This window comes from Devosia riboflavina, assembly GCF_000743575.1.
GTDB classification, from domain to species: domain Bacteria; phylum Pseudomonadota; class Alphaproteobacteria; order Rhizobiales; family Devosiaceae; genus Devosia; species Devosia riboflavina.
Genome location: NZ_JQGC01000012.1, coordinates 49,191 through 69,143, shown reverse-complemented (window position 1 = coordinate 69,143; position 19,953 = coordinate 49,191). Strand labels below are relative to the sequence as shown.

General features: G+C 62.2%; 18 protein-coding genes. 11 read left to right on the top strand and 7 right to left on the bottom strand.

Annotated features, from left to right (window positions below):
• Position 1: 1 nt before the first annotated feature.
• Positions 2-1,387 (bottom strand): MDR family MFS transporter, encoded by a 1,386-nt coding sequence (locus JP75_RS13470; RefSeq protein ID WP_035083805.1) that lies wholly within the window; start codon positions 1,385-1,387, stop codon positions 2-4.
• Between the two features lie 30 nt (positions 1,388-1,417).
• The gene (locus tag JP75_RS13465) at positions 1,418-2,803 is read right to left on the bottom strand and encodes an MFS transporter (RefSeq protein WP_084587671.1); all 1,386 of its coding nucleotides are present in this window, start codon (positions 2,801-2,803) and stop codon (positions 1,418-1,420) included.
• Between the two features lie 353 nt (positions 2,804-3,156).
• Between JP75_RS13465 and guaB the strand changes: the two genes are divergently transcribed.
• The 6 genes from guaB (at position 3,157) to JP75_RS13435 (ending at position 7,772) form a co-directional block, all read left to right on the top strand.
• On the top strand, positions 3,157-4,659 hold the full coding sequence (gene guaB, locus JP75_RS13460) for an IMP dehydrogenase (RefSeq protein WP_035083803.1): 1,503 nt from the start codon (positions 3,157-3,159) through the stop codon (positions 4,657-4,659).
• A gap of 70 nt (positions 4,660-4,729) precedes the next feature.
• Entirely contained in the window at positions 4,730-4,948 is a 219-nt protein-coding gene (locus tag JP75_RS13455) for a DUF2188 domain-containing protein (RefSeq protein WP_035083801.1), read from the top strand.
• Positions 4,949-5,039: 91 nt separating this feature from the next.
• Positions 5,040-5,474, top strand: a complete 435-nt coding sequence (locus JP75_RS13450; protein WP_035083800.1) for an MAPEG family protein — start codon at positions 5,040-5,042, stop codon at positions 5,472-5,474.
• 3 nt (positions 5,475-5,477) lie between these two features.
• Positions 5,478-5,843, top strand: coding sequence for a VOC family protein (locus JP75_RS13445; RefSeq protein WP_035083798.1), 366 nt, complete (start codon positions 5,478-5,480; stop codon positions 5,841-5,843).
• A gap of 5 nt (positions 5,844-5,848) precedes the next feature.
• Positions 5,849-7,138, top strand: coding sequence for an RsmB/NOP family class I SAM-dependent RNA methyltransferase (locus JP75_RS13440; RefSeq protein ID WP_035083796.1), 1,290 nt, complete (start codon positions 5,849-5,851; stop codon positions 7,136-7,138).
• A 151-nt stretch (positions 7,139-7,289) separates the two neighbouring features.
• Entirely contained in the window at positions 7,290-7,772 is a 483-nt protein-coding gene (locus JP75_RS13435) for a TspO/MBR family protein (protein WP_051960686.1), read from the top strand.
• Here the strand turns inward: JP75_RS13435 and JP75_RS13430 are convergent.
• The gene (locus JP75_RS13430; protein WP_051960685.1) at positions 7,765-8,988 is read right to left on the bottom strand and encodes an acyltransferase family protein; all 1,224 of its coding nucleotides are present in this window, start codon (positions 8,986-8,988) and stop codon (positions 7,765-7,767) included. The two genes, JP75_RS13435 and JP75_RS13430, sit on opposite strands and share 8 nt — an antisense overlap.
• Before the next feature lie 150 nt (positions 8,989-9,138).
• Between JP75_RS13430 and guaA the strand changes: the two genes are divergently transcribed.
• Positions 9,139-10,710: a glutamine-hydrolyzing GMP synthase gene (guaA, locus tag JP75_RS13425; RefSeq protein ID WP_035083795.1), complete on the top strand. Its 1,572-nt coding sequence runs from the start codon at positions 9,139-9,141 to the stop codon at positions 10,708-10,710.
• A 21-nt stretch (positions 10,711-10,731) separates the two neighbouring features.
• On the opposite strand, the gene JP75_RS13420 is transcribed toward guaA, so the two are convergent.
• Positions 10,732-11,673, bottom strand: coding sequence for a TY-Chap domain-containing protein (locus JP75_RS13420; RefSeq protein WP_244446314.1), 942 nt, complete (start codon positions 11,671-11,673; stop codon positions 10,732-10,734).
• A 147-nt stretch (positions 11,674-11,820) separates the two neighbouring features.
• Between JP75_RS13420 and JP75_RS13415 the strand changes: the two genes are divergently transcribed.
• Entirely contained in the window at positions 11,821-12,432 is a 612-nt protein-coding gene (locus JP75_RS13415) for a 2'-5' RNA ligase family protein (RefSeq protein ID WP_035083793.1), read from the top strand.
• A gap of 3 nt (positions 12,433-12,435) precedes the next feature.
• Here JP75_RS13415 and JP75_RS13410 read toward each other — a convergent pair whose 3' ends face one another.
• Entirely contained in the window at positions 12,436-13,587 is a 1,152-nt protein-coding gene (locus tag JP75_RS13410) for an acyltransferase family protein (protein ID WP_035083791.1), read from the bottom strand.
• A gap of 161 nt (positions 13,588-13,748) precedes the next feature.
• Here JP75_RS13410 and JP75_RS13405 point away from each other — a divergent pair, with 161 nt between their 5' ends.
• From JP75_RS13405 to JP75_RS13395, 3 genes are all read left to right on the top strand, one after another.
• Positions 13,749-14,501 (top strand): tetratricopeptide repeat protein, encoded by a 753-nt coding sequence (locus JP75_RS13405; RefSeq protein WP_051960683.1) that lies wholly within the window; start codon positions 13,749-13,751, stop codon positions 14,499-14,501.
• A gap of 25 nt (positions 14,502-14,526) precedes the next feature.
• Positions 14,527-15,972, top strand: a complete 1,446-nt coding sequence (gene der, locus JP75_RS13400; protein ID WP_035083789.1) for a ribosome biogenesis GTPase Der — start codon at positions 14,527-14,529, stop codon at positions 15,970-15,972.
• Between the two features lie 182 nt (positions 15,973-16,154).
• A complete protein-coding gene (locus JP75_RS13395) occupies positions 16,155-17,432 on the top strand; it encodes a hemolysin family protein (protein WP_035083948.1) in 1,278 nt (425 codons plus the stop codon).
• Positions 17,433-17,619: 187 nt separating this feature from the next.
• Here the strand turns inward: JP75_RS13395 and JP75_RS13390 are convergent, their stop codons facing one another.
• Together JP75_RS13390 and purF are read right to left on the bottom strand one after the other, a co-directional pair.
• On the bottom strand, positions 17,620-18,354 hold the full coding sequence (locus JP75_RS13390; protein WP_035083787.1) for an SDR family NAD(P)-dependent oxidoreductase: 735 nt from the start codon (positions 18,352-18,354) through the stop codon (positions 17,620-17,622).
• A complete protein-coding gene (gene purF, locus JP75_RS13385; RefSeq protein WP_051960708.1) occupies positions 18,354-19,859 on the bottom strand; it encodes an amidophosphoribosyltransferase in 1,506 nt (501 codons plus the stop codon). The genes JP75_RS13390 and purF overlap by 1 nt, the downstream gene beginning before the upstream one ends.
• Positions 19,860-19,953: the final 94 nt, after the last annotated feature.

The following is a 19,953-nucleotide window of genomic DNA, read 5'->3' as shown; positions in this document are numbered from 1 at the left end:
TTCAATGCACGTGCGGCTTGCCCAGCAATTGATGCCCGGCATTCTTCGGCAGGGTCAGGAACAGCACCGTTGCCACCAGCCCCACAGCCGCCACCACATAGAATGCGATGTGGAAATCCACCAGCGCCAGTTCGCCGCCGCCGCGCAGGCGATGCACCAGTTCCAGCGTGCCGCCGCCCAATGCTACGCCCATGGCGAACATCAACTGGCCCAAGACCTGGCTGATCACATTGGCCTGTCCGGCGTCCTTGTCTTCGATATCGGCAAAGGTGAAGGCGTTGGAACCCGTCCAGAAGGTCGATTGCCAGAAGCCGGTAAAGGTCAGCACGGCAAGGATCAGCGGCATCGGCGTCTCCGGCGTATAGAGCCCCATGGCGACGATGCCGGCTGCAGAAATGGCCGTCGACCAGACCAGCGGATATTTGAACCCCCAATGGGCAAACATCCAATTGGCGACGAACTTTGCCGCCAGCGCACCGATCGCGCCGACAAAGGTCACCATGCCGCTCTCGAAAGGTGAGAGCCCGAAGGTGAGCTGCAGCATCAGCGGAAAGAGAAAGGGTGTCGCGCCCTGGCCGAGGCGGAAGAAGGTGCCCGCGACGATGGCAATACGGAAATTCCGCACGGCGAGGAGGCGCAGGTCGAGCAGCGGAAATTCCGTCCGCAGCGCATGGCGGGTGTAGAAGACGCCGAGCACCATGCCAGCCACGGCGGCGATCACGCCATAGACCGGGGGCAGGGCGGGGAGGCTCACCACCGAGCAGCCAAAGGCGAAGAGCGCAAAGGCAAGGCCGGCCATGACGAAACCCGGCCCATCGATATTACGTGGCTTGTTCCGGTGCTCATTGGGCAGGGCAAAGCCGACTAGGATGATGCCCAGAACGCCAATCGGCACATTGATGATGAAAATCCAGTGCCAGGAGAAATAGGTGGTGAGGAAGCCGCCGAATGGCGGCCCAACGATTGGCCCGATCAGCGCTGGAATGGTCAGCCAGGCCATGGCATCCACCAGTTGATGGCGAGGCGTCGCCCGCACCAGCACGAGGCGCGCCACCGGCCCCATCATGGCCCCGCCCATGCCCTGGATGAAGCGCGCGCCGACGAACTGGGCCAGCGAGCTCGAAAACGCGCAGCAGATTGAGCCGATCATGAAGACCAGCATGGCGACGCGGAACACGCGCCGTGCCCCGAACCGGTCGGCCATCCAGCTCGAAATCGGGATGAAGATGGCGAGCGCCACGAGATAGGCGGTCAGCGCCAGTTTCAGCGAAATCGGGTCCGTGCCGATATCTGCCGCAATGGCGGCTAGCGAGGTGGCAATGACCGTCGAGTCCATGTTTTCCATGAACAGGGCGGTGGCCAGGATAAGGGGCGTGGTTCTCGACACTTGGCAAATCGGGGCGGTTTGGCCGTCCCGCTACTCCTTGTAGGCGCGATGGCCCGACACGTCGGCGCCGGCATTCTTGGGGAGGGTGAGATAGACAAGGCTCGCCAGAGCGCTGAGCCCGCCCACGGCGAAGAAAGCGATCTGGAAATTGAGTAGCGTCAGCAGGCCGTCGGTATAGTGGCGGGTGACTTCGAGAATGGCACCGGCGACCGCCACGCCAAACGCCACCGAAAGCTGCTGGCAGACCGCGACAATGGCAGTGGCCTGGCTGGTCTCTTCGTCCGATATGTCGGCATAGCCCAGCGCATTTGAGCCGGTGAAGAAAACCGAGCGCAACACGCCACCCGCCAGCAGCACCGCCATGATCACCGGGGTTGACGTTTCGGCCGTGAAAAAGCCCTGCGCCGCTATGAGAAGACCACCGAAAATCGAGGCAAAGGCGAGAACGCGCGGAAAGCCGAAGCGCGCAAACACCCGCTCGGCCACGAACTTGCTCATGATGGCGCCAATGGCCGAAACGAAGGTGATGGCGCCCGACTGGAACGGATTGAGCCCAAAACCAAGCTGCAGCATCAGCGGCAGCAGGAAAGGAATGGCGCCGACCCCGATGCGGAACAGCGAGCCGCCGGTGATCGACGAACGGAACAGCCGATGCCGGAACAGTTTTGGGTCGAGCAACGGATAGCGCGTACGTCGCGCATGGAGGAAATAGAGAATGCCGGCGGTCACGCCCACGGCGATGGTCAGGTAGCCATAGATGATCGGCAGGGCCGGAAGGCTGATGACCGAAAGGCCAAAGACCGTGCCCGAAAAGGCCACCGAGGCGATGAAGAAGCCGACGAGATCGACCGGCCGCGGCGTCCGCTCATCCGGCACTTTCAGGTAAATCCCCGAGAGGATGATGCCGATGATGCCAATCGGGATATTGATCCAGAAAATCCAGTGCCAGCTCAGATAGGTGGTGAGAAACCCGCCGATCAGCGGCCCCGTCACCGGCGCCACCAGCGCCGGCACCGTCAGCCAGGCCATGGCCGAAACCAGTTCGTTACGCGGCGTCGATCGCACCAGCAGCAGGCGCCCAACCGGCGTCATCATCGATGAGCCAATGCCCTGGAAGAAGCGCGAGATCACGAAGGTTTCGAGAGAAAAGGAGAAGGAGCAGGCAAGCGACCCCAGCATGAAGACGAAGATCGCGAGCCGAAAAATGTTCTTGGCGCCGAACCTGTCCGCCATCCAGCCTGAGAGCGGAATGAAAATGGCGAGGGCCACGAAATAGGCCGTCAGCGCCAGTTTCAGCGCGATCGGATCGCTGCCGATATCGGCGGCGATGGCAGGCAGGGACGTGGCGATAACGGTCGAGTCCATCTGTTCCATGAACAGGGCGACCGCAAGAATGAGCGGGGTAACGCGGATCACGAGTCTAAACCGGGAATCGTGCAAGGAGGGATGCAGCCCGGTTACTATGAGCCCAAGATTTAGGCTTGGCCAATGAATATTGGGCAACGATGGGCGGAATTTCCCGGCGCGGGGCGGGGTTGAGCTGCTCCGCAAGTGGCGCGGACGGGAGTCTCGGCGCCAAACCTTTTCCTGATATCACCGGCAAGCCCATTGAGCTAGGGGGCTAGGCGCATTGCTGCCCCCGGTATCGCCCCTATGCAAGCTGGGGCGCCGATGCTATTGACCCTCGCCAACCTGAACCCGCGAGTACACCCCGCCGGTTCATATTCCAATAGATCTGACAGTGTTCAGAAGGCAGGAAGGGTCTGGCCTTGGCGAAGATTATTACCACGATTACCGGCGACGCTGCTCTGACGTTCGACGACGTGCTGCTCCAGCCCGCGCGCTCCGATGTCCTGCCTACCGAAACCGACATTTCGACCTATGTCACCAAGGACATAGCGCTCAATCTGCCGATCATTTCCTCGGCCATGGACACGGTCACCGAAGCCAATATGGCCATCGCCATGGCGCAGGCCGGCGGCCTCGGCGTCATTCACAAGAACCTGACCGCATCAGAGCAGGCCGAACAGGTCCGCATGGTGAAGAGCTTTGAGAGCGGCATGGTGGTCAACCCGATCACCATCGGCCCCGATGCGACCCTCGCCGATGCCCTCGCCCTGATGCAGAAGAGCCGCATCTCCGGCATTCCGGTGGTGCAGAATGGTGGCGCCGGTGGCCGCGCCATCGGCAAGCTCGTCGGCATTCTCACCAATCGCGACGTCCGCTTCGCGTCCAATCCGGCCCAGCCGATTTCCGAACTGATGACGCACCAGAACCTGATCACGGTGCGCGAAGGCGTTTCCAAGGAAGAGGCCAAAATCCTCCTCCATCGTCACCGCATCGAAAAGCTGCTGGTGGTCGACGAAGACTATCGCTGCATCGGCCTCATCACCGTCAAGGACATCGAAAAGGCCCAGCTCCATCCGAACGCCGTCAAGGACGCACAGGGCCGCCTTCGCGTCGCCGCAGCCTCGACCGTTGGCGATGGCGGCTTTGAACGTTCGCTGGCCCTTATCGATGCCGGCGTCGACCTCCTCGTCATCGACACCGCCCATGGCCACTCGGTCCGCGTTGCCGAGGCCGTCGAGCGCGTCAAGCGCGAGAGCAATTCCACCCGTATCGTCGCCGGCAACGTCGCAACGGCGGAAGCCACCAAGGCGCTCATCGATGCCGGCGCTGACGCCGTCAAGGTCGGCATCGGCCCGGGCTCGATCTGCACCACCCGCATCGTCGCTGGTGTCGGCGTGCCCCAGCTCGCCGCCGTCATGTCCTGCGCCGAACAAGGCCATAAGGCCGGCATTCCAGTCATCGCCGATGGCGGCATAAAGTTCTCGGGCGACATGGCCAAGGCTCTCGCCGGTGGCGCGTCCTGCGTCATGGTTGGCTCGCTCTTGGCCGGTACCGATGAAAGCCCCGGCGAAGTCTACCTCTACCAGGGCCGTTCCTATAAGTCCTATCGCGGCATGGGTTCGGTTGGCGCCATGGGCGCCGGCTCGGCCGATCGCTATTTCCAGCAGGATGTGCGCGACCAGATGAAGCTGGTGCCCGAAGGCATCGAAGGCCAGGTGCCCTATAAGGGTGCTGCTGGCGCTGTGCTGCATCAACTCGCCGGCGGCCTCCGTGCCTCCATGGGCTATACCGGCGCGCATACACTGAAGGAGTTCCGCGAGAACGCGACTTTCGTCAAAATCTCCGGCGCTGCGCTCAACGAAAGCCACGTCCACGACGTGACCATCACACGCGAAGCCCCCAACTATCGCAGCGGCAGATAATCTGTTTTGACGGCGCGGGCACATGCAACGCGCCGTCATTCTCCTTCGTTGTCAGAAAACGGAGGAGCCCATGAGCGAAAGTCATTTCATCGTCTATCTGCGCGACGGCTGCTGGCAGCACACCAATCGCGGCAGCGTTTCAGCCCCGTTCAAGACCCGCGAGGCCGCCATCGAGTCCGCCATCGAAGACGCCCGCAATTCCAACGACCAGGGCGCCGAGGTCATCGTTCAGGACCCTGAAACCACAGCCGAAACGGTCTGGCGTTCCGCGGACGAGAACGGCGCCTAGCGCGGCGGAACTTGATGTGACGGTTTTATCTTCGCGGAAAATCCGTTCCGCCATAAATGCTTAGTCCCAGAAATCGACTCTCCGGCGGAGAATGAACGCAGTGCCCTTGGTCGAGAAATTGCTGATGCTCGCCATGGCCGCGCAGGTCGTGCTGACCTTGGGCCTGCTCTTCTGGCTGGGCAGCGAACGCGTGCCGCGCGTCATGCGCGGCGAAATCCCCATGGCCGATATTGCCGTCGATCGCACCGCCTATCCGCTCAAGGCCCGGCTGCTCTCCAACAGTTTTGACAATCAGTTCCAGTTGCCGGTGCTCTTCTTCATCGGTGCTCTTCTTGCCCTGCACCTGGGCGCGGTGAGCTGGGTGGAAACCGTCCTCGCGTTGGCGTTCGTAGCGCTGCGTTTTGTCCACGCCGCCATCCACGTCACCACCAATCGGGTCGAGCAGCGCTTTTTCGCCTATACGCTTGGCCTTGCTGTCCTGTGCCTCTTCTGGCTATGGCTCATCGCACGCATTCTTCTGAGCTGAGCCATGCCGCTGATCTCCCGCATCGACACCATTTTCGTTCCGGCCGTAGACACCGTTGCCGCTGCGGCCTGGTATGAGCGCATGTTCGGCATGGCGGAGATTTTTCGCTCTGCCGGCCATATCGGCTTGCGCATCGCGGGTGAGGGCGCCCGGTCGACCGCACTCACGCTCATTCCCGTCGAGCAGATGCGCGAGCAGCACTATGTTGCCTTCAACTTCTTCGCGCCCGATATCGAGGCTCTGCACGACGCGCTGGCCGAAGATGGCCGCGAGGTCACTCCCATCAACAAGAATGGCGCCATGAGCTGGTTCGACTTCGTCGATATCGCCGGCAATCGCGTCAATGTCTGCTCCTTTCCCGAGGCCTGAATCCCATGCGCCTGCCCGGCCGTATCGCCGCCGCCATTGAAGTTCTGACCGATGTCGAAACCCGCAAGCGGCCGGTTTCCGAAGCGCTGAAGGCCTGGGGTCTCAACAATCGCTTTGCCGGGGCGGGTGACCGCGCCGCCATCGGCAATCTCGTTTACGATGCCCTGCGCCGCCGCTCGTCCTATGCCTTTGCCATGGGCGCCGACACGCCGCGCGCCCTCGTGCTCGCCGCCGTGCTGCGCGATTGGGCCGAAGCGCCCGAGGCCCTCAACGCCGCCTTCGCCGAAGACAGCCACGCGCCGGAACCCCTGACCGCCGAAGAAATCGCCGGCGCCACAGCCAGCCTCGACGGCGCTGACGAAGCCACTCAGGCCGACATGCCCGAATGGCTGCTCCCCTCGCTCAAGCGCGCCTTTGGCGGCGACCTCGCCGCCGAAGGCCAGGCCATGGCCGGCCGGCCCTCACTCGACCTGCGCGTCAATGCCCTCAAGGCGACCCCTGAAAAGGTGGCAAAATCGCTTTCCCGCTTCTCGCCCGAGCCGACCGCCTATGCCCTGATGGGTTTCACCATGCCGGCCGGCCCGCGCGATGCGCGCACGCCCAATGTCACGACCGACGAAGGCTATCAAAAAGGCTGGTTCGAAGTGCAGGACCAGGGCAGCCAGATGGTATCGGCCCTTGCCGGTGCCCAGCCGGGCGAACAAGTGCTCGACCTCTGCGCTGGGGCAGGGGGCAAAACCCTCGCTCTAGCCTCGACCATGGGCAACAAGGGCCAGATTTTCGCCTATGACAGCGACCGCAACCGCCTCGCGCCGATCTACGATCGCCTGAAACGTAACGGCGTGCGCAATGCCCAGGTCCGCGCGCCCCATCCCGGCGCCCTCGACGACCTCATTGGCAAGATGGACCGCGTCGTCGTCGACGCGCCCTGCACCGGCACAGGCACCTGGCGCCGTCGCCCCGATACCAAGTGGAAGCTGACTCCCGATCTGCTCGCCCAGCGTCAGGCCGACCAAGCCGCCATCCTCGAAGAAGCGCTGCACTATGTGAAGCCCGGTGGTACGCTGGTCTATATCACCTGCTCGATCCTGCCCGAAGAGAACGACGATCAAGTCGCCGCACTCCTCGCCGCGCACCCGGAAGCGTCGAGCGTGGACATTGCAAAAGCCTGGCGCAGCACGCTGGTTACGGAAATGCCCGCGGGCCTTGCCACCTCCGGCGGCGGCATCCTTCTGACGCCACATCGTACGGGCACGGATGGCTTTTACTGCCACCTCATTCGCAAGGCTGCGTAATAGACGCGATCTACCCCAGTCACCACCGGGCTTGTCCCGGTGGTCCATACGGTGTCGCAGCAAGAATGACGACTGCGCGAGAACACTATTCAGGTGAACCGGCCGGCCTTTTGTCTCGTTTCAGTGGCATACGAAGCAAAAGGGCCCAAAAATGTCCGCAGCCACCACCGATTTTCAGACACCGCGCTCCTGGCTGGTCCTCGCGACCTTCCTTATCGTCGTCATCGGCGTCGGTGCCCTCATAGGCACCCAGTCCGTCCCCGGCGCGTGGTACGAGGCCCTCAACAAGCCACCCTTCAATCCACCCAACTGGATTTTTGGCCCAGTCTGGTTCGCCCTTTACGTGCTGATTGCCATCGTCGGCTGGCGCAGCTTCATCGACAACCCCACCAGCACCTCGTCAAAGCTCTGGTACGGCCAGATGGCGCTCAACTGGGCCTGGTCGCCGGTTTGGTTCATCGGCCACATGGTCTGGCCGGCCTTCGCCATCATCGTCCTGATGTGGCTTGCCATTGTCGGCTTCATCCTCGTCAACTGGAACCGCGATCGCCTCGCCGCAGCGCTCTTCCTGCCCTATCTCGCCTGGGTCAGCTTCGCGACGCTGCTCAACCTTTCGATCGCCATCCTCAACTGACCGCCTTGGCACCGGCAGGTTCGTCCTCACGCCTGCCGGCCCTCTCGAACTTTCGCGCCCAGCGAACCACCGGCTGCTCCAGCAGATAAAAACTCAGCGTTGCGACCACAGCCGTGATCGCCAGCACCAGCCCGCTCGTCTGCAGCCATGTCGCCCAGCCCTCGGGCCCCGAAGTCCGGAACGAACCACGCACCAGCTTTTCGAGCAGCCACATGATCACAAAGTGCCAGACATAGATGCCGAAAGAGATGCGCGCGATGAAACGCACGATTCCATTGTCGAGCAGCCGTCCGAGATAGATCGAAGAGGGCAGGGTGGCGAGCGCGATCCCGACCGCCAGCGGCATCACCGGAAAGGCATAGGGAATGCCGAGCCAGCCAAAGCCCTCCGTCAGCCCGCCAATATTGAGCGCCATGATCAGCGCCGTTGCCAACACGGCCAGCCCGCCAATCACATCCATGCCGATCCCGCGCCGGTTCTGAATAAGCACCTGCACTCCGGCCGCCAGCGACCCCACGGCAAAAATGGCAAAGAACCCGATGGGATTGAACCGCGGCATCCAAGCCTTGGCGCCACCCACCAGCCCATGGTTCCAGCCGCGCTCGACCTCGTCGATCGGCGCATACTGCACCACCAGAACATGCACGACGAGCGCAACGCCGATCACCCCGAGCCAGGCAAGCCGCGCCGCCCAGCGCCGCGCCTTGAGCGCAAACACCGCCGCCATACCCAGCGGCAAGAGCAGATAGGCCGTCACCTCAAAGCCGATCGACCAGAGCGGCCCGTTATTGTCGACCGGAAACAGCGTCAGCCAATGCCAGTCGCTGACCAGCAAAAGCCCCGCGACAAAACGGACGATCCGCTCGCCATCGAGCACTTTTCCCCCCAGCCACAGGTCGAGCAACAGGCTGACCACCAGCGCCAGCCAAAACCCCGGCACGATCCGCGCCAGCCGCCGCAACGTAAAAGTCCGGAGCGACGGCATCGGCTTGCTCGCATCGAGCGCCAGCCAGAAGGGCCGCGCCAGCAAGAAGCCGCTGAGCACGAAAAACACCGTCACGCCAAAGCTGCCATAGACGAGAAACCGCAGCACCGGCTCTGCGGCATCGGGCACGGCATTCATATCCATGCGAAAGGCAAGGTGATGCAGCAGCACACCAAGGCACGCCGTGGCCCGCAAAAAGTCTGCACCGAGCAATCGGTTGTCATTGGTCATCAAGCACGTTCCAGATCGGGTCTCCTCGCCCTAACGCCTCATCGCGCCGGTCGATCCCGCGGAGCGTGCTTGTGCCGCTTGCTGCAGCGTCAGTCCAGCCTTGCAGCGCGGGTGCTTGCGGAATCTTTTGCTCTGCTCTAAAGCCTCGCCATGACGCACGCAGACACCGCCCCCGCCCAAGACACCATCCTCATTGTCGACTTCGGCTCGCAGGTCACGCAGCTCATTGCGCGACGCATTCGCGAAACCGGCGTATATTGCGAAATTCATCCTTTCCAGTCGGCGGCCGCAGCCGTCGCGGCGCTGAACCCTAGGGGAATCGTGCTCTCGGGCGGCCCCGCCTCGACGCTCGACGAAAACGCCCCGACAATCGACCCGGCGGTCTTTGCGGCCAATGTCCCGATCCTCGGCATCTGTTATGGCCAACAGGCCCTCTGCATGTCCCTGGGCGGCAAGGTCGAAGCGGGCCATCACCGCGAATTCGGTCGCGCCGACGTCCATGTCGAAAAGCCGAGCGCCCTCTATGACGGCATCTGGACCACCGGCAGTGACCACCAGGTCTGGATGAGCCACGGCGACCGCGTCGTTTCGATCCCGGAAGGCTTTGAAGTCGTGGGCACCTCGCCCAACGCGCCCTTCGCCATGATCGCAAACGAAGCCCGCCGTATCTGGGCCGTACAGTTCCACCCCGAAGTCGTGCACACGCCCGATGGCGCAAAACTCTACGCCAATTTCGTGCACCAGATCTGCGGCATCCAGTCGAACTGGACCATGTCGGCCTATCGCCAGAAGATGATCGAAAAGATCCGCGCCCAGGTCGGCAGGGGCAAGGTCATCTGCGGTCTCTCCGGCGGCGTCGACTCTTCCGTTGCGGCCGTCTTGATCCACGAAGCCATCGGCGACCAGCTCACCTGCATCTATGTCGATCATGGCCTGATGCGTTTGAACGAAAGCGAACAGGTCGTCACCATGTTCCGCGACCAGTTCAATATTCCGCTGGTTCATGTCGATGCCTCAAAACAGTTCCTCGGCGAACTCGAAGGTCAGTCGGACCCGGAAACCAAGCGCAAGATCATCGGCCGCCTCTTCATCGAAGTGTTCGAAGAAGAAGCCAAGAAACTCGGCGGCGCGCAGTTTCTCGCCCAGGGCACGCTTTATCCCGACGTCATCGAATCCGTCTCCTTCACTGGCGGCCCCTCGGTCACCATCAAGAGCCACCACAATGTGGGTGGCCTGCCCGAGCGCATGAACATGCAGCTCGTCGAACCCCTGCGCGAACTGTTCAAGGACGAGGTCCGCGTTCTCGGTCGCGAACTCGGCATCCCGGATAGTTTTATTGGTCGCCATCCCTTCCCGGGCCCGGGCCTCGCCATCCGCTGCCCCGGCGGCATCACGCCCGAAAAGCTCGACATCCTGCGTCAGGCCGATGCCATCTACCTCGACGAAATCCGCAAGTCCGGCCAATACGACAAGATCTGGCAGGCCTTTGCCGTGCTTCTCCCCGTCCAGACCGTCGGCGTCATGGGCGATGGCCGCACCTACGAATTCGTCTGCGCCCTCCGCGCGGTGACCTCGGTCGATGGCATGACGGCCGACTTCTACCAGTTCGACATGAACTTCCTCGGTAAAACCGCCACCCGCATCATCAACGAAGTCCGCGGCATCAACCGCGTGGTTTATGATGTGACCTCCAAGCCCCCCGGCACGATCGAGTGGGAGTGAGCACCGACCGGCCTATGCCGGTCAGTCCGTATGAACCTCCAGATCCCATTCGCCGGTGAATCCATAGACATCGCGCAAGAGGGTTAGGATTTCCCCGGCAATAGCCAAATCCGTTTGGCGATCCATGGCATAGTTCTTCCAGTAATTGGGAGAACGGCCGGGATCGCTATATCCTGCGGTATGCAAAAGGTCGACGCGCTCGGGCGTAAGGATTGTCGCCAGGGCCGGCCAGCTTTCGGCCGATTGCGCCTCGCAGTAGATTGCCGATGACGCCTGATCCGGCGCGCATTGCACATAGCCGATGCCGGCGTCAAAAACTGCGAATACGGATTCACTCGCATTGACGCGCAATCGTTGAATCTCAGCGGCGATGGCGGGCTCGTAAAGGTCTGGTGATGCCGCCAGCGCCGCCGGCAACATCATTGCCTCCGCATAAGAGCACGCTATCACGGACGCCGGCATGGCATTGATCATGCCGGCAAGGTTTTGCGTCGGGCCATTGCGCGGTGGGCACTTGGTGTCCGGCAGCCACTGCGTTTGCACCTCGAACCATTCCGGCTCGGCATCATAGGCCTCGGTCAAGGCCGCAACCGCGGCAGCCGCAATGTCTGCCGGACCGGCCTCAGCCGGGAAGGTCTTCACGAAATTTCCGAAACTGTCGTCCCTCGTCCAACCAAGCGCGAGGAGATCGTCCGGGCGCATCGCGCGCTTAAGCGAGGGCTGCATCAGCGAGCCCGCCGCTTCGCAGCGCGTGGTTCCGGCGTCCACTGTGTAGCACTGCACATACTTGTTGCCGTCCCAGATGGTTGCATCTCCCACCTGGCCCGGCCGACTAATCGCGGCGATATTTTCCAGCGCCTCCACGAAAGCCGACCCAGCCTCCTCGGTCGCCTTCGCTTGGAGCGGTCCCAGCATCGCCAGCAGCAAAATCAATGAAAGTCCACGTCGCACCCCGTTCAACATGTCGTCCCTCCCATGTGTGAACAAAGAGTGAACATAACCTTAAGAAGGAGTCAACGGACTCTTTGTGCGACTCACCGCGGCCACATCGATTGACCTCGGCGACAGGCAATTGTAGCCTAGAACAAACAATGAACAAAGAGCTGTGCCATGGAGATTCAACTCGATTTTTTCGGAGGCAAGGCCGCCGTGGAAGAGGCCAGGGCGCTGGACCACCGCTATTATTTCACCCTGGTGCCGCCCCCGGCGCTGGCGCAGAAAATGGAGCGTGGCGCACGAATGCTGGCGTTGCGTCACGGCGTTCGCAAGGTGGTGCGAGCCGAGCGACAGCACGTGTCGCTGCACATCGTCGAGAAGGGCAGGGAGATTGCAGGCGACCTGCTGGATGATGCGCTCGAAATCGGCAATACGATAAGGCGGCCCGGCTTCGAAATGGCCTTTGACATGGTCCGCACCTTTGGCGCCAAGCGTTCGCGGGGCGGTGTGAGAGCGCAATATCCCATCGTCCTGACCTGTTCCAATGGCGCCCGCGATGCCAAGGCGATTTATGCTGATATCCGACAGCAAATGCAGCGGTTCGGCCTGTCGGTGGGTCCGCGATCCATGGAGCCGCATCTGACGATCTGGTACGGTCCTGGAAAGGTGCCCGATCTGATCTTGCGGAGGCCTTTCCGTTGGCCTGTGCGCTCCTTCTGGCTGGTGCATACGTTGCCGGGCATGCGCAGGCCCGAATACCTGGCCGAATGGCCGCTGAGCCGCTAGGAATTATTCGGCAGGGGTTGCTGCGGCCGTGCGCAGCGGAGCCAGCCAGTTCGCGCGGTGCCCGAGCCAGTCAAGCGCCGCCATGGCCAAGCGCTCAACCGGCTTCCTGAACCGCCATTCGAACAAGGCGGCAAAGCCAATGGCCAGCAGGAAGGTCGAAGCCACCGTGACGAGCAAGGCCAGATGCGCCGGCATGTAGAGATCGAGCGTCGTCAGCATGCTGATCCCGACATTCTCGTGGATCAGATACCAGGAGAAGCTGAGGAGCCCGATCTGGGCAATGCCGAAGGACAGGCCCGGCAGGGTCGGTAGCGCCTTGCCTCGCACGAAACGCAGGAATAGTGCCACGAGCATGAGATAGACCAGCGCGCAGACGGTCGCGGTCAGCCAGCCATCGTGCAGTTCGAACGAATAGGCCTCGATCCAGACCACCACGGTTGAAACGACGACATTGGCCGCCAGCAGCCTGCCGGTGCCCTTTGTGCCCGCCTCGAACTGCCGCCCCAGAATGCCGACGGCGAAAAAGCTGAGATAGGGCGCGATGGCGAGGAATTTGAGCATGGATTGCGGCGTGATCGGCCCGCTGCCCAGGTGCGAAAACAGCGTCGACACCGCCCAGATCGGCGCCATCACCAGCGCCAGCCAGGCAAAGACCCGCGTGAACCGCACCCGGTCGTGAAAGACCCCGGCGAGCAACGCAACCAGCAGGTAAAACTTCACCTCGACCGCAATCGACCAGAACGAGCCATCGACCCATTCCCCGATCTCGCCGACGAAGAAGAGGTTCATCACCACGTCGAGCAGATTGGGCGGAATGACGTGGAATTTCGCCTCCGGCACAGAGGGGATATAGGCGACGAGGCCGAAGACGAAGAGGATCAGTACGGCGGCGACAAAGGCGGGATAGATGCGCGAAATGCGTCGCGCGAGGAAAACGCCGACCGTCGCCGAGCGCTCCAGCGTCATGAAGATGCAGTAGCCCGAGATGATGAAAAAGAAATAGACCCCGACCCAGCCGAAAAACACTGGAAGTGGGGCGCCTTCGGTGATGTTGAGCGCGTAAGCGGGCAGGCGCGCGGTAAAATGGAACAGCACGACGAGCAGGATGGCGATCCCGCGAAACATGTCGATGGTCTGGTCGCGCCCGGCACTCATTTGAGGGTTCCTGCCACGGCCGTAATGTAGCCCATCCGCGGCACATACAGACATTAATGCCATGGCAGCGGTTAATAACCTTGGTTTTGCGCGGCGCAATTTGCATTCCGGGGGCAGCGTGATAAACGTGCCCCGGATTTGCTTGAGACCCAGAGACCGAGATGGCCGAGGACAATATTTTCCGTGAAGTTGACGAGGAGCTGCGCTCCGACCGCATGCGCGCGCTTTGGCGCCGTATTGCGCCTTTCGTCATCGGCGCGGCCGTGGCCATCGTTGCCGTCGTGGCAGTGAATGAAGGCTGGTCCTGGTACACCAACAGCCAGTCGGCCCGCTCGTCCGAGGAGCTCTATGCGGCCCTCGATAGCGCCAGCAAGGACGACCTTGCCGCCGCCCAGGCCGAGCTCGATGCGCTCGCCGCCAATGGTTCGGGCGGCTATCCGGTCCTCGCCGAATTCGCCAAGGCTTCGCTGCTCGCAAAATCGGGCGATACCGCCGGTGCCGTGGCCGCCTATGATGCCCTCGCCAATGCCCAGTCGAACGTGCGCCTGCGCGAACTGGCCTTGCTGCAGGCCGCAACGCTGCTCGTCGATACCGGCACCCTGGCCGATGTCGAAGCCCGCGTCGGCACCATTGCCACGGACGACAATCCGATGCGCCGCGTCGCCCGCGAACTGATCGGCCTCGCCCAGTTCAAGGCCGGTGATGCCGCAGCCGCCAAGACGACCTTCGAAGCCGTGCTCAACGATCCCCTGGCCCAGGAAGGCATTCGCAATCGCGTCGCCTATTACATCGCGCAGATGACCTCGGCCGGCCTCATCGCCGAAGAAACCGCTTCGGATGCCGAAGTCGCCGCCGATGCCATCGAAACCATCGTCGATGGTGACGAGGCTGCGCCCGCGCCTGCGGCTCAGTAAGATAGAACCAGCTCGGGAGCGGCCAATGACGGTCACAGTAGCCATTGTCGGTCGCCCCAATGTCGGCAAGTCGACCCTGTTCAACCGCCTCGTCGGCCGCAAGATCGCGCTGGTCGACGATACGCCGGGCGTGACCCGCGATCGCCGCGAGGCTGAGGGGCACATTGCCGACCTCACCTTCCGCGTGCTCGACACGGCCGGCTATGAGGACGTCAAGGACGGCTCCCTCGAAGACCGCATGCGCCAGCAGACCGAGCTCGCCATCCGCGAAGCGGACGTCATCCTCTTCATGATCGACGCCCGCGCCGGTGTCGTGCCGCTCGATCAGCGCTTTGCCCAGGTCTTGCGAAAAGCCGGCAAGGACGTGCACCTCGTCGGCAACAAGGCCGAAAGCAAGTCCGCCGAGCATGGCCTCGTGGAAGCCTTCAAGCTCGGCTTCGGCGAGCCCATCGCGCTCTCGGCCGAACATGGCTTGGGCCTTTCCGAACTCTATTCCATCGTTTCCGCCGCCATCGACACAGCAGCCGAAAAGAAGGCCGCCGAAGAGGCAGCCGGCACGGTTGATGATCTCGATCATCTCCCCGAAGTCGACGTCGATATCACCCCTGACATGCTCGAAGGCGAAGGCGACGACGCGACCCTGCGCTGGAACCCGCGCCGCTATCTCAACGTCGCCATTGTCGGCCGCCCTAATGCCGGCAAGTCGACCCTAGTCAATCGCATGGTCGGCGAAGACCGCGTGCTTGTCGGCCCCGAGGCCGGCATCACCCGCGATTCCATTCTCGTGCCCTGGGAATGGGAAGGCCGCACCATCAATCTCGTCGACACGGCCGGCATTCGCCGCCGCTCCCGCGTCACCGAAAAGCTCGAAAAGCTGGCCGTGGGCGATAGCCTGCGCTCCATCCAATATGCCGAAGTCGTGGTGTTGCTGCTCGATGCCACCATCCCCTTCGAAAAGCAGGATCTTGCCCTCGCCGATCTCGTCGAGCGCGAAGGCCGCGCCATGGTCATCGCCCTCAACAAGTGGGACCTGATCGAGGACAAGAACGCCAAGCTTGCCGAGCTGCGCGAAGAGTGCGAGCGCCTGTTGCCGCAGCTTCGCGGCATTCCGCTCGTCACCCTGTCGGGCCTGACCGGCCGCAATATCGACAAGCTGATGCAGGCTATCTTCGAGATCGAGCGCACCTGGAATTCTCACGTCTCGACGTCCCGCCTCAATCGCTGGCTGGCCGCCATGACCGAGAGCCATCCGCCTCCGGCCGTCTCCGGGCGCCGCCTCAAGATGCGTTACATGACGCAGGCCAAGACCCGGCCGCCGAGCTTCATCATCTTCGCGTCCCGCCCCGAAGTCGTGCCCATGTCCTACCAGCGCTACCTGATCAACGGGCTGCGCGAGAGTTTTGACATGCCCGGCACGCCGATCCGCCTCTGGCTGCGCGGCGGCAAAAATCCGTACGCCGACAAGAAATAGGCCGGAAAGCCTGCTTTTCCGGCTTTTTCGATCGTGACAATGGGTTGGGGACAATTCCGTCCCCACCAATTCAGCCCATTGGCCTATTCACATCGGCCGGCCTTGCCCTATAGTGCTGATGTCGTAGCACCCCGCCATTGGTAGCGGCGTGTCAACTTTGCACTTTGTTGCTTCAAGAAATCATCATCGTCGTCGTTCTGATTCTCGTGAACGGCGCCTTGGCAATGTCCGAACTGGCCGTTGTTTCGTCCCGCTCCGCTCGCCTCAAGGTCATGGCAGACCAAGGAAATAAAGGCGCAGCCACGGCCATGAGACTGGCCGACGATCCCGGCAAGTTCCTCTCCTCCGTTCAGATCGGTATCACCCTCGTCGGTATTCTGTCGGGTGCGTTTTCCGGCGCCACGCTCGGCTCGCGCCTGAGCATCTTTCTCGCCGAAGTCGGCGTGCCCGCCAATATCGCCGATGTCGGCGGCGTAGGCCTCGTCGTGGTCCTGATCACCTATGGCTCGCTCATTCTCGGCGAGCTCGTGCCCAAGCAGATTGCCCTGCGCAATCCCGAAATGGTGGCCTCCTATGTGGCCCAGCCCATGGCTATCATTGCGCTTGTCGGCTCGCCCATCGTCTGGCTGCTCGACGTCTCGGGCAAGCTGGTGCTGCGCCTCCTCGGCCAGAGCGGCCAGAGCGAAGAGCAGGTGACCGAAGAAGAGGTTCGCACCATCATCGCCGAGGCCACCTCGGCCGGTGTCTTCGAAACCGAAGAACACTCGATGATCTCGGGCGTCATGCGCCTCGCCGATCGTTCGGCGCGCGGCCTCATGACCCCGCGCCTCGACGTCATCTCGGTCGATCTCGAAGACAGTTTTGAGGACAATCTCAAGATCATCCTCGGCACCTCGCATTCGCAGGTGCTGGTGCAGGAAGGCAATGCCGATTCCATTCTCGGCGTGCTGATCCTCGCCGATCTCCTGCCGGCCCTTGCCACCGGCCAACAGCCGGACCTCAGAAAACTGGCAAAACCGCTCCCGGTGGTCATGGAACATGTCGACGCTCTCGATGTGGTGGAAGCCATCCGCCAGTCGAGCGTGAAAATGGTGTTGGTGGTCGACGAATACGGCCACTTCGAAGGCATCGTCACCTTTGGCGACGTTCTCGAGGTCATCACCGGCGTCTACAACGAAGAGCCGGGCGACGATCCGGCCATTGTCGAGCGTCAGGACGGCTCATGGCTCGTCGCCGGCTGGATGCCGGTCGACGATTTTGCCGAGCGTTTCAAGATCTCGGTGCCCAAGGATGCCCGCTACGAAACCGTGGCCGGCTATATCCTCTCGATCCTCAATCGCCTCCCGGCGACGGGCGAAAGTTTTGAGCGCGAAGGCTGGCACTTTGAAGTCGTCGACCTCGACGGCCGCCGCATCGACAAGGTGCTGGTCTCCCCGCTTCAACCGAGCGAAGGCGCATAACAAATGAAAACGCCCCGGAGCGATCCGGGGCCTTTTTCTTGGTACTGACGATCATCATCTGACCCATCCCAACCACCGTCACCGCCGGGCTTGTCCCGGTGGTCCATGCGGAGGCGAGATGGATTGCCGGGACAAGCCCGGCAATGACGATCATTCGGAGCTTAGTGGGTGAGGCTAAGCTGAAGCCTCAAAGGTCCTCAAACGCACTCTTGGTAATGTCGAACAGTCGACCATTCTCGGTCACGCTCGGGCTCAAGAGGTCCACCAGCTTCGGCGCAATGTCCGACGGCTGGGGCAGGGTATTCGGGTCTTCGCCCGGCATCGCCTTGGCCCGCATCGCCGTGCGCACAGCGCCGGGATAGAAGACATTGGTCTTCACATTGGTGGTGTTCATTTCGCCGGCATAGGATTTGACCAGCGCATCGAGCGCCGCCTTGCTGGCAGCATAAAGACCCCAGAACGGCTTCGCCGAACGGGCAGCACCCGAGGAGACAAAGACCGCGCGTCCTGCCTCGGACTGGCGCAGCAGCAGGTCGAGCGAACGCAGCAGCCGATAATTGGACGTGACGTTGAGCGCAAAGACCTTGTCGAATTCGTCGGGCTTCAAATGCGGCACCGGGCTCAGCGTGCCGAGCATGCCGGCATTGGCCACGAGGCCATCGAGATGCCCCCAGCGCTCAAAGATCGCCGCGCCCAGCCGGTCGATGGCATCGCCATCGCGCAGGTCGAACGGAACCAGCGTCGAAGAGCCGCCCACTTCCTGAATGGCGTCGTCGAGTTCCTCAAGGCCGCCCACGGTACGCGCCACGGCGATCACATGCGCACCACGGCGAGCCGCCTCGACGGCCGCCGCATAGCCGATGCCACGCGACGCGCCGGTGACCAGCACAACCTTGCCGGCCAGTTCGGTATTGTCAGTCATTAACCCGCTTCCTTGAGCAGCGAAACCTGCTTGGGATCGTTGTTGGAGCGACCGTTGAGGTCGGTGAGATGGGTGGGGTATTCACCCGTGAAATAATGGTCGGTGAATTGCGGCGCCGCATTGTTGCGCTTCTCGCCACCGACAGCCTCATAGAGCCCGTCGATGCTCAAGAACGCCAGCGAGTCCGCCCCAATGAACCGGCACATGGATTCGATGTCGTGATACTGGTTCGCCAGCAGCTTGTCCGGATCGGGCGTGTCGATGCCATAATAGTCCGAGTGATAGATCATAGGGCTCGCGACGCGGATATGTACTTCCGTCGCCCCGGCATCGCGGATCATCTGCACGATCTTCACCGAGGTCGTGCCGCGGACGATGGAATCGTCGATCAGCACCACGCGCTTGCCGGCAATCTCCGCCCGATTGGCCGAATGTTTTAGGCGCACGCCAAAGGCGCGGATCTGCTGCGTCGGCTCGATGAAGGTCCGGCCCACATAGTGGTTGCGGATAATGCCCAATTCGAACGGAATGCCACTCTGCTGCGCAAAGCCGATTGCCGCCGGCGTACCGCCATCGGGCACGGGGACGACAACGTCGGCCTCAACCGGCGCTTCCTTGGCCAAATTCATGCCGGCGTGCTTGCGCGCCTTGTAGACGCTGCGGCCGGAAACCATCGAGTCGGGGCGGGCAAAATAGACATATTCGAAAAGGCACGGCCGCTCCGGCGCCTTGCGGGCCATCTTGCGCTCTTCAATCGAGATCGAGCCATCCGGCTGGATTTCGCAGATGATGACTTCGCCGTTCTCGACGTCGCGAATGTATTTTGCACCAATAATGTCGAGCGCACAGGTTTCCGAGCAGAAGATCGGCTTGCCATCGAGTTCGCCCATCACCAGCGGGCGGATACCCACGGGATCGCGCGCCGCGATCAGCTTGGTGCGGGTCAGCGCCAGCATGGCATAGCCGCCTTCCATCTGCCGGATCGCATCGATGAAGCGGTCAGTGGTGGACGAATGCCGCGAACGGGCGATTAGGTGCAGCACGACTTCGGTGTCCGAAGTCGATTGGCAGATAGCACCGGTGGCGATGATCTGCTTGCGCAACGTCAGGCCATTGGTGAAATTGCCGTTGTGCGCGATGGCGATTCCGCCGGCTTCGAGTTCAGCAAACAGCGGCTGCACATTGCGGAGCGCCACTTCGCCTGTCGTCGAATAGCGCGTGTGGCCGATCGACATGGTGCCGGGCAATTTGGCGAGGAGGGCAGGGTCCGTATAGTGGTCACCCACCAGGCCCATGCGCTTTTCCTGGTAGAATTGGCGCCCGTCAAAGCTGACGATCCCCGCGGCTTCCTGGCCGCGATGCTGCAGGGCATGCAGCCCCAGCGCCGTCAGCGTCGAAGCATCGCTATGCCCCAAAATGCCAAACACGCCGCACTCTTCATGCAGCGTGTCGCCTTCAAGATCGAAATCGTCGTCGCTCGGGTGGGTCACCGAACTTCTCCATATCGTTCTGCTCACCGATCGCCAAAGCGGTCAGCGCCGGCCGAGCCGGTCTCTTGGTTCACGCCAATAGCGCATTTTGTGGCCGGCGACCAATGAC